General features: G+C 72.4%; 12 protein-coding genes and 2 pseudogenes. 5 read left to right on the forward strand and 9 right to left on the reverse strand.

Annotated elements, in window-relative coordinates:
- A pseudogene (locus AIIKEEIJ_RS32855) lies at nucleotides 1-208 on the forward strand (DivIVA domain-containing protein); the annotation flags it as partial.
- Here the strand turns inward: AIIKEEIJ_RS32855 and coaD are convergent.
- The 5 genes and pseudogenes from coaD to AIIKEEIJ_RS04235 all read right to left on the reverse strand — a co-directional run.
- Nucleotides 208-672: pseudogene (coaD, locus tag AIIKEEIJ_RS04215) on the reverse strand (pantetheine-phosphate adenylyltransferase); the annotation flags it as partial. The pseudogenes AIIKEEIJ_RS32855 and coaD sit on opposite strands and share 1 nt — an antisense overlap.
- Complete coding sequence (gene rsmD, locus AIIKEEIJ_RS04220) at nucleotides 669-1,355, reverse strand: 16S rRNA (guanine(966)-N(2))-methyltransferase RsmD (RefSeq protein WP_338020903.1); 687 nt, start codon at nucleotides 1,353-1,355, stop codon at nucleotides 669-671. The pseudogene coaD and the gene rsmD, both read right to left, overlap by 4 nt.
- Nucleotides 1,258-4,659: a pyruvate carboxylase gene (locus AIIKEEIJ_RS04225; RefSeq protein ID WP_161995009.1), complete on the reverse strand. Its 3,402-nt coding sequence runs from the start codon at nucleotides 4,657-4,659 to the stop codon at nucleotides 1,258-1,260. The genes rsmD and AIIKEEIJ_RS04225 overlap by 98 nt, the downstream gene beginning before the upstream one ends.
- Before the next feature lie 184 nt (nucleotides 4,660-4,843).
- Nucleotides 4,844-7,141 (reverse strand): ATP-dependent DNA helicase RecG, encoded by a 2,298-nt coding sequence (recG, locus tag AIIKEEIJ_RS04230; protein WP_161995010.1) that lies wholly within the window; start codon nucleotides 7,139-7,141, stop codon nucleotides 4,844-4,846.
- Between the two features lie 60 nt (nucleotides 7,142-7,201).
- Nucleotides 7,202-8,842, reverse strand: a complete 1,641-nt coding sequence (locus AIIKEEIJ_RS04235; RefSeq protein WP_161995011.1) for a DAK2 domain-containing protein — start codon at nucleotides 8,840-8,842, stop codon at nucleotides 7,202-7,204.
- 195 nt (nucleotides 8,843-9,037) lie between these two features.
- On the opposite strand from AIIKEEIJ_RS04235, the gene rpmB reads away from it, so the two are divergent.
- Nucleotides 9,038-9,229 carry a 50S ribosomal protein L28 gene (gene rpmB, locus AIIKEEIJ_RS04240; RefSeq protein ID WP_003939060.1) on the forward strand — a complete coding sequence of 64 codons (192 nt, stop codon included), beginning with the start codon at nucleotides 9,038-9,040 and terminating at the stop codon, nucleotides 9,227-9,229.
- 114 nt (nucleotides 9,230-9,343) lie between these two features.
- Nucleotides 9,344-10,135 (forward strand): enoyl-CoA hydratase-related protein, encoded by a 792-nt coding sequence (locus AIIKEEIJ_RS04245; protein WP_161995012.1) that lies wholly within the window; start codon nucleotides 9,344-9,346, stop codon nucleotides 10,133-10,135.
- An 11-nt stretch (nucleotides 10,136-10,146) separates the two neighbouring features.
- Here AIIKEEIJ_RS04245 and AIIKEEIJ_RS04250 read toward each other — a convergent pair whose 3' ends face one another.
- The 3 genes from AIIKEEIJ_RS04250 to AIIKEEIJ_RS04260 are packed head-to-tail and all read right to left on the reverse strand — an operon-like array spanning nucleotide 10,147 to nucleotide 12,285.
- Nucleotides 10,147-10,824 (reverse strand): uracil-DNA glycosylase, encoded by a 678-nt coding sequence (locus AIIKEEIJ_RS04250; RefSeq protein ID WP_161995013.1) that lies wholly within the window; start codon nucleotides 10,822-10,824, stop codon nucleotides 10,147-10,149.
- A gap of 17 nt (nucleotides 10,825-10,841) precedes the next feature.
- Nucleotides 10,842-11,363 (reverse strand): gamma carbonic anhydrase family protein, encoded by a 522-nt coding sequence (locus AIIKEEIJ_RS04255; RefSeq protein WP_006938031.1) that lies wholly within the window; start codon nucleotides 11,361-11,363, stop codon nucleotides 10,842-10,844.
- A 10-nt stretch (nucleotides 11,364-11,373) separates the two neighbouring features.
- The gene (locus tag AIIKEEIJ_RS04260; protein WP_387431487.1) at nucleotides 11,374-12,285 is read right to left on the reverse strand and encodes a thiamine-phosphate kinase; all 912 of its coding nucleotides are present in this window, start codon (nucleotides 12,283-12,285) and stop codon (nucleotides 11,374-11,376) included.
- Nucleotides 12,286-12,430: 145 nt separating this feature from the next.
- Here AIIKEEIJ_RS04260 and AIIKEEIJ_RS04265 point away from each other — a divergent pair, with 145 nt between their 5' ends.
- A complete protein-coding gene (locus AIIKEEIJ_RS04265; protein ID WP_161995014.1) occupies nucleotides 12,431-13,030 on the forward strand; it encodes a DUF3515 family protein in 600 nt (199 codons plus the stop codon).
- Between the two features lie 20 nt (nucleotides 13,031-13,050).
- Here the strand turns inward: AIIKEEIJ_RS04265 and AIIKEEIJ_RS04270 are convergent, their stop codons facing one another.
- Nucleotides 13,051-14,604 carry an acetyl-CoA hydrolase/transferase family protein gene (locus AIIKEEIJ_RS04270; protein WP_029543155.1) on the reverse strand — a complete coding sequence of 518 codons (1,554 nt, stop codon included), beginning with the start codon at nucleotides 14,602-14,604 and terminating at the stop codon, nucleotides 13,051-13,053.
- A 167-nt stretch (nucleotides 14,605-14,771) separates the two neighbouring features.
- Here AIIKEEIJ_RS04270 and AIIKEEIJ_RS33920 point away from each other — a divergent pair.
- Nucleotides 14,772-15,450, forward strand: a 679-nt coding sequence (locus AIIKEEIJ_RS33920) for a DEAD/DEAH box helicase (RefSeq protein ID WP_338020904.1), incomplete at its 3' end; no start/stop codon positions are given.

A 15,450-nucleotide genomic window follows, 5' to 3' on the forward strand; every position in this document is an offset into this window, starting at 1 on the left:
CTGGACGACGCGCAGGACGTCCTGGATCATCGGGACAAGCTCATCGGCGACGCGCGGGCCCAGGCCGACAAGACCGTCGCGGACGCCGACGCGGAGGCCCGCGAAACCCTCGACAACGCCCGCGCCGACGCGGACCGCATGCTCGCCGACGCGAAGGCACAGGCGGACCGGATGGTGCAGGAGGCCCGCGCCCACGCCGACGATCTGCTGCGCGAGCAGCCGCTTGTGCACCGTCGCCGGGAGCATGTCGGCGACGTCGCCGCCGTAGGTGGCGACCTCCTTGACGAGGGAGCTCGACAGGTAGCTGTAGGCCGGGTTGGTCGCGACGAACAGGGTGTCGACGCCGGTGAGCTTGTGGTTCATCTGCGCCATCTGCAGCTCGTAGTCGAAGTCGTTGGCGCCGCGCAGGCCCTTGACGATGGCCGTGATGCCGTGGGCGCGTGCATAGTCCACCAGCAGGCCCTGCCAGGAGTCGACGCGCACGTTGCCCAGGTGGGCAGTGGCTTCGGTGAGCATCTCGATGCGCTCGGGAACCGAGAACATTCCCTGCTTGTTGGGGTTGATCACGACGGTCACCGTCACTTCGTCGAACTGCACGGCAGTCCGAGAGATGACGTCGAGGTGGCCGTTGGTCACGGGGTCGAACGAACCGGGGCAGACCGCACTGCTCATGAGTCCGAACCGTAGCAGGTAGCGATCTCGATCCGGGTCTCGCCGTACTTGCGAACGCGGTCCGGTTCGAGGGCCTGCGGCCATACCGTCTCCGGCGAGCGGGAGGAGCGTTCGAGCACCACCACCGAGCCCTCCCCCACCCAGCCCCCGTCGACGAGGGCGGTGAGCATCGCGGACACCGCCTGCTGGGTCACCGCGTACGGCGGATCGGCGAGCACGAGGTCGTAGACCCGGTCCGGGGCACCGCCGAGCACGGCGGCGACCGGCGCAGCCCGCAGCACCGCCGGCAGACCGAGTTCGGTGATGTTGCGGCGGATCACGGCGGCGGCCTGCGCGTCGGACTCGACGAGCAAGGCGTGGACGGCGCCCCGGGACAGCGCCTCGAGCCCGAGCGCGCCGGAGCCTGCGTACAGGTCCAGCACCGACGCGCCGTCGAGCTCCATCCGGGCCGTGAGCGAACTGAACAGCGCCTCGCGGACCCGCTCCGAGGTGGGCCGGGTCCCGCGGGGCGGCACCTTCAGGCGCCGCCCCCCGGCCCGGCCGGCCACGATCCGGGTCATCGCACCGTCCCGGAGAACCGTCCGATCACTCCGCGCTCTCCTCGGTGGACACGACGACCAGCAGGTCGCCGCCCTCCACCTGGGACACGCCGGCGAGGGCGACGCGGGTGACGGTGCCGCCACGCGGCGCGGTGATCGCGGCCTCCATCTTCATCGCCTCGATGGTGGCGACGGTGTCACCGGCCGCGACGCGGTCGCCCTCGGCGACGAGGAGGGTCACGGCGCCGGCGAACGGCGCGGCGACGTGCCCGGGGTTGTTGCGGTCGGCCTTCTCCGCGGCCGGAACCTCGCTGGCGACGGACTTGTCGCGCACCGAGACCGGGCGCAGCTGCCCGTTGAGGATGCACATCACGGTCCGGAAGCCGCGCTCGTCCGGCTCGGAGATCGCCTCCAGCCCGATCAGCAGCTCGACACCCTTGTCCAGGCGCACCCGGTGTTCCTCACCGCGGCGCAGACCGTAGAAGAACTGGTTGGCCGACAGCTCCGAGGTGTCGCCGTAGCGGTCCCGGTGCTCGAGGAACGCCTGGGTCGGGCCGGGGAACAGCAGCCGGTTCAAGGTGGCGCGCCGCTCGCTGGAGGTGTCGTCGAGCGCCTTCTCCTCCTCGGAGGTCAGCGGCACCTCGGGCTTGGGGGCGCCGCGGCCCTCGAGGGCCTTGGAGCGGAACGGCTCGGGCCACCCGCCGGGCGGGGTGCCGAGCTCGCCGCGCAGGAATCCGACCACCGAGTCCGGGATGTCGTAGCGGGCCGGGTCGGCCGCGAACTCGTCGCTGGCGACGCCGGAACCCACCAGGTGCAGGGCGAGGTCACCGACCACCTTCGACGACGGAGTGACCTTGACCAGCCGGCCGAGCATCCGGTCGGCCGCGGCGTACTTGGCCTCGACCTCCTCGAACCGGTCGCCCAGACCCAGCGCGATGGCCTGCTGCCGCAGGTTCGACAGCTGCCCGCCGGGGATCTCGTGGGTGTACACCCGGCCCGTCGGGGCGGGCAGGCCCGATTCGAACGGCGCGTACACCTTGCGCAGCGCCTCCCAGTACGGCTCGAGGTCGCACACGGCCTGCAGGTCCAGACCGGTGTCGTACTCCGAGTGCGCGGCCGCGGCGACGATCGCCGACAGCGCGGGCTGGCTGGTGGTGCCGGCCAGCGCGGCGGAGGCGCCGTCGACGGCGTCGGCGCCGGCCTGCCACGCCGCGAGGTACGTCGCGAGCTGACCACCGGGGGTGTCGTGCGTGTGCACGTGCACCGGCAGGTCGAAGTTGCTGCGCAGCGCCGAGACCAGGGTGGCGGCCGCGGGTGCGCGCAGCAGCCCGGCCATGTCCTTGATCGCCAGCACGTGGGCCCCGGCCTCGACGATCTGCTCCGCTAGGCGCAGGTAGTAGTCGAGGGTGTAGAGCGTCTCGCCGGGATCGGAGAGGTCCCCGGTGTAGGACATCGCGACCTCGGCCAGGGCGGTGCCGGTCTCGCGGACCGCGTCGATCGCCGGCCGCATCTGGTCGACGTTGTTCAGCGCGTCGAAGATGCGGAAGATGTCGATGCCGGTGTCGGTGGCCTCCCGCACGAACGCGCGGGTGACCATCTCCGGGTACGGGGTGTAGCCGACCGTGTTGCGGCCGCGCAGCAGCATCTGCAGGTTGATGTTCGGGATCGCCTCCCGCAGCGCCGCCAGACGCTCCCACGGGTCCTCGTGCAGGAACCGCAGCGCGACGTCGTAGGTGGCGCCGCCCCACGCCTCGATCGACAGCAGCTGCGGGGTCATCCGCGCGACGTGCCCGGCGACGGTGAGCAGATCCTTGCTGCGCACGCGCGTCGCGAGCAGCGACTGGTGCGCGTCGCGGAAGGTGGTGTCGGTGACGGCGAGGGCCTTCTGCTCGCGCAGCGCCTTCGCGAAGCCGTCCGGGCCGAGGGCGAGCAGCCGCTGCCGCGAACCCTCCGGCGGGGCGACGTCGAGGTCGATCTTCGGCAGCTTGTCGTGCGGGTACACCGTCGTCGGGCGCTCGCCGTGCGGCTTGTTCACCGTCACGTCGGCGAGGTACTCGACGATCTTCGTGCCGCGGTCGGCGGAGGTCTTGGCGGTCAGCAGCTGCGGCCGCTCGTCGATGAACGACGTGGTGACGTTCCCGGCCCGGAAGTCCGGGTCGTCGAGCACGGCCTGCAGGAAGGGGATGTTCGTCGACACGCCGCGGATGCGGAACTCGGTGACCGCGCGGCGGGCGCGTGCGACGGCCGTGGGCAGGTCGCGGCCGCGGGCCGTGAGCTTGACCAGCATCGAATCGAAGTGGGCGGAGACCTCGGCGCCGACGGAGGTGCCGCCGTCGAGACGGATCCCGGCGCCGCCGGGCGTGCGGTACGCGCTGATGCGCCCGGTGTCGGGCCGGAAGCCGTTGGCCGGATCCTCGGTGGTGATGCGGCACTGCAGCGCCGCCCCGCGGATCGCGACCTTGTCCTGCGACAGGCCCAGGTCGGTCAGCGACTCACCGGAGGCGATGCGCATCTGCGCCTGCACGAGGTCGACGTCGGTGATCTCCTCGGTGACCGTGTGCTCGACCTGGATGCGCGGGTTCATCTCGATGAAGACGTGGTTGCCGCGGGAATCGAGGAGGAACTCGACGGTGCCGGCGCAGCTGTAACCGATCTGCTTCGCGAACGCGACGGCGTCCGCGCAGATCCGCTCGCGCAGCTCGGGGGCGAGGTTCGGTGCCGGGGCCAGCTCGATGACCTTCTGGTGGCGGCGCTGCAGCGAGCAGTCCCGCTCGAACAGATGCATCACATTGCCCTGTCCGTCGGCCAGGATCTGCACCTCGATGTGCCGGGGATCGACCACCGCCTGCTCGAGGAACACCGTGGGATCGCCGAACGCCGCATCCGCCTCCCGGGACGCCGCCTCGATCGCCTCCCGCAGCTGGCCACGCTCGGCCACGCGCCGCATGCCACGCCCGCCGCCGCCGGCGACGGCCTTGACGAAGATCGGGAACTCCATGGACTCGGCAGCCACGAGCAACTGCTCGAGATCGGCCGACGGCTCCGACGACGCCAGCACCGGCAGACCCGCCGCCTTGGCCGCCGCGATCGCCCGCGCCTTGTTTCCGGTCAGCTCCAGCACGTGCGCCGACGGACCGATGAAGGTGATGCCCTCCGCCGCGCACGCCGCCGCCAGGTCCGGGTTCTCGGACAGGAAACCGTAGCCGGGGTAGACCGCGTCGGCGCCGGCCTTCTTCGCGGCGGCGACGATCTCCGCCACGGACAGGTACGCACGGACCGGATGCCCCTGCTCCCCGATCTGGTAGGCCTCGTCGGCCTTGAGCCGGTGCAGGGAATTGCGGTCCTCGTACGGAAACACCGCGACGGTCCCGGCACCCAGTTCATAGGCGGCGCGGAACGCGCGGATCGCGATCTCGCCTCGGTTGGCGACAAGCACTTTGGAGAACATTGGACGACGGTACCGCGACGTAACACTCCGTTCGGCGTCCGCATCCCAGATCGTGGGACGGATGCACGTCTTTGTCCGACTGAAACGATGCAGGTCGAGGGATCCTTAACGTGCCGGAAACGTCGCGGGTGCGGCGGGCGTCACCTCACAACAGCGCCGCGCCCGGCGTGCGCGGAACGTAACCTCACGACTTCTCGAGATACGCGACCCGCTCGGTGTCGAGCGCGGCCGATACCATGCGGGCCAGACCGGGGTGTTCCTCGAGCCGCGGATCGCGGTCGGTCACGGCGCGGGCGAAGGCCTGCGCGGCCGCGATGACCTCGACGTCGTCGACGAGCGAGAGCATCCGCAGCGTCGAGGTGGTGCCCGACTGGGCGACACCGAGCACATCGCCCTCGCGGCGCTGCTGCAGGTCCAGCTGGGCGAGCGCGAATCCGTCGGTGGTCGCGGCGACGGCCTCGAGGCGGGCCATGGCGGGCGCGCCGGGCTTCGAATCCGACACGAGCAGGCACAGCCCCGGATGCCCGCCCCGGCCCACCCGGCCGCGCAGCTGGTGCAGCTGGCTGACCCCGAACCGGTCGGCGTCCACGATCACCATCACCGTCGCGTTGGGCACATCCACGCCGACTTCGACGACGGTGGTGCACACCAGCACGTCGATGTCTCCGGCGGCGAAGTCGCGCATCACCGCGTCCTTCTCGTCCGCGGGCAGTCGCCCGTGCAGCAACCCGACCCTCAGGTGGGCCAGCGGGCCGCCCGCGAGCTCCTCGAACTGCTGGAGCACCGACTTCGTCTCGGGCGGCTTGCCCCTGCCCCCGCGCCCGCCGGTCGTCTCCGCCTCGTCGAAGCCGACCAGGTCGGCGTCCTCGTCGCTGTCGCCGTCGCCGATGCGCGAGCACACCACATACGCCTGCCGGCCCGCCGCGACCTCTTCGCCGATGCGTTCCCACGCGCGCGCCACCCAGCTGGGATGCACCTTCGCCGCCACAACCCGGCTGGTGATGGGCGACCGCCCGCGGGGCAGTTCCCGCAATGTGGACACCTCGAGGTCGCCGAGGACGGTCATCGCGATGGTGCGCGGGATGGGTGTCGCCGTCATGACCAGCACGTGCGGGCTGGCACCGTCGCGGCCGCGGTTGCGCAGCACGTCGCGCTGCTCCACGCCGAACCGGTGCTGTTCGTCGACGACGACGAGGCCGAGGTCGTAGAACTCGACGCCCTGCTGGATCAGCGCGTGGGTGCCGATCACGAGCCCCGAGTCGCCGCTCACGATGTCGAGCAGGGCCTGCCGCTTGCGGGCCGCGCTCATCGAGCCCGTCACGAGGGTGACCTTGGTGGCCAGCTCGTGGGCGGCGAGTTCGCCCGCCGCGGCGAGATCGCCGAGCATCTTCGCCAGCGAGCGCGCATGCTGGGCGGCGAGCACCTCGGTCGGCGCGAGCAGTGCGCACTGGTGTCCCGCGTCGATGACCTGCAGCATCGCCCGCAGCGCCACAATCGTCTTGCCCGAGCCGACCTCGCCCTGCAGCAACCGGTTCATCGGGTGCGATCCGGCGAGGTCCGCCGCGATCTCGTCGGCGACCGCGAGCTGCCCGGCGGTCAGTTCGAACGGCAGCCGGCGATCGAACTCGTCGGCGATACCGCCACGACGGCGCGGGCACGCCGGGGCCGTGCGCACCGCGACGTCGTGGCGGCGCCGGGCGAGGACGAGCTGCACCGCCGCGGCCTCGTCGAACCGCAGCCGCTCCCGGGCGGCGGTGACGTCGTCCCGGTCGTCGGGCAGGTGGATGCGGCGCAGCGCCTCGTCCAGCCCGATCAGGCCGTGCTCGCCACGCACCCACTCGGGCAGCGGGTCGTCGACGGTCTCGAGCTGATCGAGGATCTGCCGCACGCAGCGCATCACGGTCCACGACTCGACGTCGCGGGTTGCGGGGTACATCGGGATGAGGGCCCGATCGAAGATCGACATGTCGATGCCGCCGTCGCCCTGGGCACTGCGGGCCATGCCGGCGAGCGCGCCGGCGCCGCGCACCCGGGTGGGCCGCGGGGCCGCGCCACCGATCTCGGGGCCGCGAGGCTCGGGCAGGATGATGTAGCTCGGGTGGGCCAGGCTCCACTTGTCGCGGAAGTACTTGACGGTGCCGGAGAACATGCCGCGCACCCCGGGCTTGATGTTGTACTTGACCTTCTGCGGGTTGAAGAAGGTCACGTCGATCTTCTGCCGGTCCGATTCGAGCACGACGGCGAGTCGGGTGCCGGGCCGGCTCTTCATCCGCACCTCGTCGGCCCTGGCCACCCGCGCGATGATCGTCACGTGCTGGCCCTCGACCGGTTGCGAGTCGCCGAGCTCGGCGCCCTGGGTGGCGTACCGGTGGGGATAGTGGCGCAGCAGGTCCTCGACGGTGGTCATGCCGAACGAGTCGGCGAGTGCATCCGCGGTCTTGCGGCCGAGAAGATGATCGAGTCGGTCCGCGAGTGTCGCCACTGCCGTCCTCTCCGCTCCGATCGACGCCGGGGGGCCGGCGTCCGACTGTTCCTGTGCCGGCTACTCCACACCGAGCTGCAGCAGGTCGCTGCGCTGTCCCCCGCGGTACACCAGCACCTCCACCTCGGGGTGGCGGTCGTTGACGTGCCGGGTCAGTCGCTCGGCGAGTCCGTCGGGCGCGTCGAAGCCGACGAGCATCGTCACGAGCTCTCCGCCCGCGGCGAGCACCTTGTCGAGCAGCGACGCTCCCGCCGTCACCAGATCATGCTCGATGACTACGACATCATGACCCGACAGGCCCAGGCTGTGCCCCGGCTCGCACGTTCCCACCCAGGTCAGGGCCCGCTCGTTCGCGATGCGCAGCGAGCCCCACCGGGTCGCGGCGGCCGCTTCGGACATGGCGAAGGCGTCGTCGGCGGCCTCGCGGCCCGGGTCGTGCACCGCAAGCGACGCCAGTCCCTGCACCATCGACGAGCAGGGCAGGAACATCACCTCGCGCCGGTGGTCGCGGGCCGCCGCGCCGACCGCGACGAGTTCCTGGGCGGGCAGCGCACCGTTGGGCAGGACCATCACGTCACGGCTGCCCAGCCGGCGGATCGCGTCGAGCAGGTGCCGGCGGGTGATCGGATCGTCCGCCCGCACGATCGCCGCGCCCTCGGCTTCGAACAGCTCCGCTGTCCCGTCGCCGGCCACGACGGCGAGCACCGAGCGGCTTCCGGCCCCGGAAGCCACCGGGCCGACGCCGATCCGTTGCTGTGCCTCCAGCGCGAAGCACGTGACGGTGACCTGGTGCAGCCGCCCGGCCTCCAGGCCGGCCTCGACGGCAGCGCCCGCGTCGCAGCAGTGCACGTGCACGGACCAGATGCCGGCGCCGTCGCCGACGACGGCGACCGAGTCCCCGAGGGCGTCGAGGCGGGTACGCAGGGTGTCCATGCGGGCGGTGTCGGAGCCCTCGACGAAGTACATGACCTCGAAGTCCTGATCGCCGCCGTGGCGGGGTTCGTGCCCGTTGTGCCCGCCGTGCCGGGCGGGAGCGCCGGGCTTCGACGTCGCGATCGGTGCCCGGTCCGGACGCCGGCCCGACACCGTCTCGACGAACGCGTCGAGCAGCAGGAGCAGACCGAGGCCCCCTGCGTCGACGACGCCGGCCTCGGCCAGCACGTCGAGTTGCGCGGTGGTGCGCTGCAGGGCCTCGGCGGCGGCGTCGGCCGCTGCGGTCGCCACCGTCACGAGCGAACCGGAGCGGCCGGCCGCGTGCGCGCCGTCGGCGGCCGCGTGCAGCACGCTGACGATGGTGCCCTCGGCGGGGCAGCTCAGCGCGCGGGTGACGAGGTCTGCGGCGTGCCGCCAGGCGCGCCCGAGTGCGGCGCCGTCGACGACCACGGCCCCGTCGAGGGCGTCGGCCAGGCCCCGCAGCATCTGCGCGAGGAGGACACCGGAGTTGCCGCGGGCGCCGTGGAACGCGCCGCGCGCCAGGGCGCCGACGATCGTGGCGACGTCCTCGGCGTCCGCCGCGGAGGTGTCGAGTTCGGCCGCCGCGGAGCGCAGGGTGACGAGCAGGTTGGTACCGGTGTCGCCGTCGGGGACGGGGAAGACGTTGAGGCTGTTGATCTCGTCGCGGCGCTCGGCGAGCGCCCGCAACCCGAGATCTACCCATCGGCGCAGGGCAGTCCCGTCGACTGCTTCCCCGACCTCGAGCACCTGCTTCCCCCCTTCGCCACCACGCAACCGGTGACGCAAGGGTAGCGGTGCCCCCGTCGGACGGCCGGTTTGGCCATTGCCACCCCCACCCGCTACGCTTGCAGGGTTGCCTCGCACGGATGGCGGACGCCTCCTCGTGTTCGCAGGCCGACGAAGACACGAAAATATCCACTACTCACCAAGGAGTTCGCGACTATGGCTGCCGTCTGCGACGTATGCGCCAAGGGCCCCGGCTTCGGTAAGTCGGTCTCGCACTCGCACCGGCGTACCAACCGTCGTTGGAACCCGAACATCCAGAGCGTGCGCGCTCAGGTTGCCCCGGGCAACACGCGTAAGGTCAACGTGTGCACCTCCTGCCTCAAGGCGGGCAAGGTCGTTCGCGGCTGATCCCCGGTTCGGCATACGAGGCCCCGGCGTTGCGACGCCGGGGCCTCGTCGTGTTCCGCCATCGTCGCCGTGACCCCGTACCCGCCGGGCGGGGCGACCGGTAGGGTGCCCCGGGTGACCGAATCAGTACTGTCCCACGTCCGCCTCGAGGACGGCGTCCTGCGCATCGCCGTGGCGACCGCCGAGCGCGGCACGTCCCTCTCCCCCGCGGGCATGGCCCAGGGCGTCGAGGCCCTGCGCACCGCCGGCCCCGAGGTCGGCGCCGTCCTGCTCGTCGGTGAGGGTGCCAACTTCTGCGCGGGCGGCGACGTCCGCGCCTTCGCCTCCGCGCCCGACCGCGGCGAGTTCGTCGGCGACGTCGCACGCCTGTTCCACGACTTCGTCCGCGCCCTCGACGCGGCCCGCGTGCCCGTGGTGGCCGCCGTCCAGGGCTGGGCGGCGGGCGCGGGCATGAGCATCGTGCTGCACGCCGACATCGCGCTCGGGGGCCCCTCGACGAAGCTGCGGCCGGCCTACCCGTCGATCGGGTTCACCCCCGACGGCGGCATGTCGTGGACCCTGCCGCGCATCGTCGGAGTCGCCCGGGCGCGGGAGATCATCCTCACCGACTGTGTCCTGAACGCCGACGAGGCCGTGCGGCTCGGGGTGCTCAGCCGCCTCGTCGCCGACGACGAGGTGCCCGGCGAGGCGATGCGGGTGGCCCGCACCCTCGCGAACGGCCCCACCGCCGCCTACGCCGGGATCCGGCAACTGCTCGCCGATTCGGCGGGGCGGTCGCTGTCCGAGCAGCTCGACGCGGAGGCCGCGGCGATCGCGGCGGCCGCGAACGGCCTGACCGGCATCGAGGGTGTCGACGCGTTCGTCGAGAAGCGGCGCCCCGACTTCGAGTCGATTCGCCGCGGCTGAGCCACGCCCGTTCAGGCCAGGCGCCAGTCCACCGGGTCCCCGCCCTGCTCGGTCAGCAGCGCGTTCGCGCGGCTGAAGGGGCGGGACCCGAAGAACCCGCGGGAGGCCGACAGCGGTGACGGGTGCGCCGACTTCACGGTGGGCACGTCGCCGAGCATCGGTTCGAGGGTGGCCGCGTCGCGGCCCCACAGGATCGCGACGAGCGGCGCGGTGCGCGCGACGAGCGCCCGGATCGCCTGCTCGGTCACGCTCTCCCAGCCCCTGCCCCGATGCGACGCCGGCTGGCCGGGTTGCACCGTCAGGACGCGGTTGAGCAGCAGCACCCCCTGCGCCGACCACGGTGTGAGGTCGCCGTTGGGTGGTGTCGGCAGGCCGAGGTCGTCGCTGTATTCGCGGTAGATGTTGGCCAGGCTGCGCGGCACCGGACGCACCTCCGGCGCGACCGAGAAGCTCAGTCCGACGGCATGACCCGGCGTCGGATACGGGTCCTGGCCGACGATGAGCACCTTCACCCGGTCGAACGGCTGGGTGAAGGCCCGCAGCACGTTCGCGCCGGAGGGCAGGTAGCCGCGTCCGGCGGCGTTCTCGGCGCGCAGGAAGTCGCCCATCGCGGCGATGTCGGCGGCAACGGGAGCCAGCGCCCGCGCCCAGCCTTCCTCGACGATCTCCGGCAGGGGTCGTACAGCCATCGGTGGTGCCCGGCCCCTCAGTCGATCCTGCGCAGCGCGCTGCGGTAGTACTCGGCGTTCGCCGCGTACATCTTGGCGTTGGCGTCGACGTGGCCCTCCGGCACCTCGTAACCCTCCCGGATCTTCGCGGGTACGCCGATCGCCATGGACCGCGGCGGCACCTGGAAACGCGGGGCCACGAGCGCGCCGGCCGCGACGATCGCCCCGTCGCCGACGGCGGAGCCGTTGAGCACGAGCGAACCGGACCCGATCAGGCAGCCGTCGCCGATGGTGGAGCCTTCGATGTGGGCGTTGTGGCCGACCACGGTGCCGGCGCCGATGACGGTGGCGTCGACGGCGGTGCAGTGGATGATCGTCCCGTCCTGGATGTTGCTCTCGGCGCCGACGACAATCCGGCCGTAGTCACCGCGCAGGACCGCGGTGGGCCACACCGAGGCGCGGGCGCCGAGGGTGACGTTGCCGATGACCACCGCATCGGGGTGGACCCAGGCGTCGGGATGGATATCGGGCACACGGTCGCCGAGCGCATACACAGCCATGCTGTGAAACCTATCTCGAGAAGCTCTGCCAGCCTCCGGGACCCGGCCGGCCGTGGCCGTCGACGGTGACGCCGCCGCCCTCGCGCACCGTGCCGACGGGCCGCCAGCCCGCCGGCAGCGGCACGTGCGGCGGGAAGCACGCGGCAAGGGCGTGGTCCTCGCCGCCGGTGAGCACCCACTCCCATACGTCGGCCCCGAGTTCCGCGGCGGCGGCCCGCAGCTCGGCGCCGGGTTCGAGCAGCTCGCGCGAGACGTCGATCGCGACGCCGGATGCGGCGGCGATGTGCCCGAGGTCGGCGAGCAGGCCGTCGGAGATGTCGGTCGCGGCGTGGGCGCCGCCGGCCGCCGCCGCGGGTCCCGCGGCGTACGGGGGCGCCGGCACCTGGTGGGCGGCCACCAGGTCCGGGTGGCCGGCGAGGCCGGCGGTGAGCACGGCCAGCCCGGCGGCGGAGCGCCCGGTGGATCCGGCCAGCGCGACGGTGTCGCCGGGCCGGGCCGCAGACCGCAGGAGCGGCGCGCGCCCGTCGAGGTCGCCGAGGACGGTCACCGCGACGATCAGTTGCGACGCCTGCACCAGGTCGCCGCCGACGACGCCGGCGCCGAGCGCCTCCGCGGCCTCGCCGATCCCGGCGGAGACACCGTCGAGCACGTCGACCGGGGTGTCCGCCGGGCAGCCGAGCCCGACGAGGAAGGCGGTGGGGCGCGCGCCCATCGCGGCGACGTCGGCGCCGTTCTGGGCGACGGCCTTGCGCCCGACGTCGCGCGGGGTGGACCAGTCGAGCCGGAAGTGCCGACCCTCGACGAGCATGTCCGTGGAGACGGCGACGCGCCCGTCGGCGGCGGCGACGAGGGCCGCGTCGTGGCCCGGTCCGACGAGCGTGGTGGCGGGCTGGCGACGCCCGGCGACCGCACGGTCGATCACGGGGAACTCGCCGAGGTCGACGACGGTGGGGCCGGTGCGGTCGGGCGCGGTGATGCGGTCCTCCCGTTCGTGGGTCGGTGGGGTGCGGGCGTCGGTGGTCACGGTAGTTTCGACCACGCTACCGTCCCCGCAAATTCGAGAGATTATGACCGAGCCGACAGTCTCCCCCGACCCCGCCCCCGCCCCCGCCCCCGCCGGCGACGCCGAACACCACCGCAGTCCCGCCCTGATCGCCACGGCCGTCGCGCTGCCGGTGGCGTTGCTGATCGGCATCGTGGTGGCGGCGGTGCTGGCGAACCGCACCCCGGAGCTGGCGCCCGTGGCGCTGGGGCCGGTGGTGGCGCCGCAGGCCGAGTCCCCGGAGTGCGCGGCGCTGCTGGGGGCGCTGCCCGAGGAGGTCGGCGACCTCCGCCGCGCGGAGCTGGCCGACCCGGCCCCGGTGGGGGCCGCGGCCTGGCAGCCCGTCGAGGGCGAGCCGGTGGTGCTGCGGTGCGGGCTCGAGCGACCGGCGGAGTTCGATCAGGCGGCGGCGCTGCAGGTGGTCGACGGCGTCCAGTGGTTCGAGGTGTCCGGCGCCGCGGAGGGCATCGATGCGAGCACGTGGTTCGTCGTGGACCGCCCGGTGTACGTGGCGCTGACAGTGCCGAACGGCTCGGGTCCGACTCCGCTGCAGACGATATCGGCGGCGGTCACGCAGTCGCTCCCGCAACAGCCGATCGACCCCGCGCCGGTCGCCGGCGGCTGACGGCGCCGGCCCCTCGGAACCTACTGTGCCAGCATGGATCCCGACTCCAGGAAACGCTGGTGGAAGGACAGGGACTCGCCGAGCAGGTGCGGGGTGTGCCCGGCGTCGGGCACGGCCTCGGCCCGGTCGACGTAGTCGTGCAGCATGTCCCGGTAGTCCGGATGGGCGCAGTTGTCGACGACGACCCGGGAGCGGCGCCGCGGCGACAATCCGCGCAGGTCCGCAAGTCCCTGCTCGGTGACGAGGACCTGCACGTCGTGCTCGGTGTGGTCCACGTGCGGCACCATCGGCACGATCGACGAGATGCTGCCGCCCTTCGCGGTGGAGGGGCTCAGGAACATCGACAGGTAGCCGTTGCGGGCGAAGTCGCCGGATCCGCCGATCCCGTTCATGATCTTGGTGCCCATGACGTGGGTGGAGTTGACGTTGCCGTAGATGTCGGCCTCGAGCATGCCGTTCATCGCGATGATGCCGAGGCGGCGCACGATCTCGGGGTGGTTGCTGATCTCCTGAGGGCGCAGCACGATGTGCTCGCGGTAGAAGTCGATGTTCGACACCAGCTCGTCGATTCCGGCCTCGCTCAGCGCCAGCGACGTGGCGGACGCGAAGCGGACCGTGCCGTGCTTGATCAGGTGCAGCATCCCGTCCTGGATGACCTCGGAGTAGCAGGTCAGACCCTTGTGGGGACCGGCATCGAGACCCTGGAGGACGGCGTTGGCCACGTTGCCGATGCCGGACTGCAGCGGCAGGAGCGTGTCCGCGGGCAGCCGGCCGCGGGAGATCTCGTGCTCGAAGAAGTCGAGCACGTGCGCGGCGATCGCCTGGCTCACCGCGTCCGGCGGGGTCAGCGGGCTGGCGCTGTCGCGGGCGTGGGTCTCGACGACGGCGACGACCTTGTCCGGGTCGACGCGGAACGTGCTCTGGCCGATGCGGTCCTCGACGTCCGTGAGCATGATCGGCTTGCGGTGCGGCGGCAGCGCGGTGCCGTAGTACACGTCGTGGATGCCCGTCATCGCGGCCGGAATCCACGAGTTGACCTCGAGGATCACCTTCTCGGCGACGTCGAGCCAGGTCTTGTTGTTGCCGATCGACGCGGACGGGATCAGCTCACCGGTCTCGGTGACGCCGGAGACCTCGACGACCGCGACATCGACGTGCCCGTAGTAGCCCTCCCAGACCTGCTGGGCGACGTGGGACAGGTGGATGTCCACGTAGTCCATGCGGCCGTTGTTGATGTTGCGGCGGGCGGTGGGCTCGGCCTGGTACGGCATCCGCAGGGAGATGCCGGCCACCTCCGACAGCATCCGCTCGGTCTCGGCGGAGACCGACGCGCCCGTGAGGAGGTTGACCGTGAAGTCGGTGCCGGCGGCGCGCGCGGCCCCGATGCGTTCCGCGAGCGCCGGGGTGATCGCCTTCGGCGTGCCGGCACTGGCGAAACCGCTGATGGCGACGGTGTGGCCGGGCTGGATCCAGCGGACGGCTTCCTCCGCCGACACGACCTTCTGCCGGAACGCCGGATGGTCGATTCGGCTCGGAGAGGAGTCGGATGCGGGGCGGAGGAACTGCGTCTGCATAACGAACAGGGTACGAGCACGTCCGGCGGCCGACGACGCCTCCGTCACAGCGGCGGACCGGATGGGGCGCGGACCACTCACCCCGCCGCGTGCCGCACCCACGGCCCCCGGCCGAACGAACCGCCGTCCCACCGGTCCCCGAAAGCAACTGTCTCGCAGTCGGTTCGATTGCAACGAGCGCAGCGGCTCCGGGTCGGGGCGACCGTGGCGCCGACGACCCCGGCGCGACCGACGTGCCGCGCCGCCGCCGAGCCGGGCGGCGGCGGCCCGACGGGACCGACGGGTCGTTCGCCGATGGAACGCCCCCGTTCGTCGCGCAACACGGCACGTTCGTCCCCGAAGCGAACGCCACGGCCGGCGCGGACGCCCCTCGCGGCGGCGCGGCGGTGTCGCCCTCGTCCGGCACGGACGGTGTCGCCCTCGTCCGGCACGGACGGTGTCGCCCTCGTCCGGCACGGACGGTGTCGGCGCGGTCCGGCACGATGGGTCCCATGAGCACCGCCACCACGGATCTGCGCGACGAAGCCGAACGACTGCTCCGCGACCTGGCGGGACCCGGCGCCCGGTTGCGGGAGGACCAGTGGAGCGCCATCGAGGCACTGGTGGTGCATCGCCGGCGAGCGCTGGTCGTGCAGCGCACGGGCTGGGGCAAGTCGGCCGTCTACTTCATCTCCGCCAAGCTGCTCCGCGCCCACGGGCACGGGCCGACCGTGATCGTCTCCCCGCTCCTGGCCCTGATGCGCAACCAGGTCGAGTCGGCGCAGCGCGCGGGCGTCCGCGCGGCCACGATCAATTCCGGCAACGTCACCGAGTGGGAGGAGATCCACCGGCAGGTCGCCGAGGGCG

It is taken from the genome of Rhodococcus sp. YH1, assembly GCF_009939605.1.
GTDB classification, from domain to species: domain Bacteria; phylum Actinomycetota; class Actinomycetes; order Mycobacteriales; family Mycobacteriaceae; genus Rhodococcus; species Rhodococcus aetherivorans.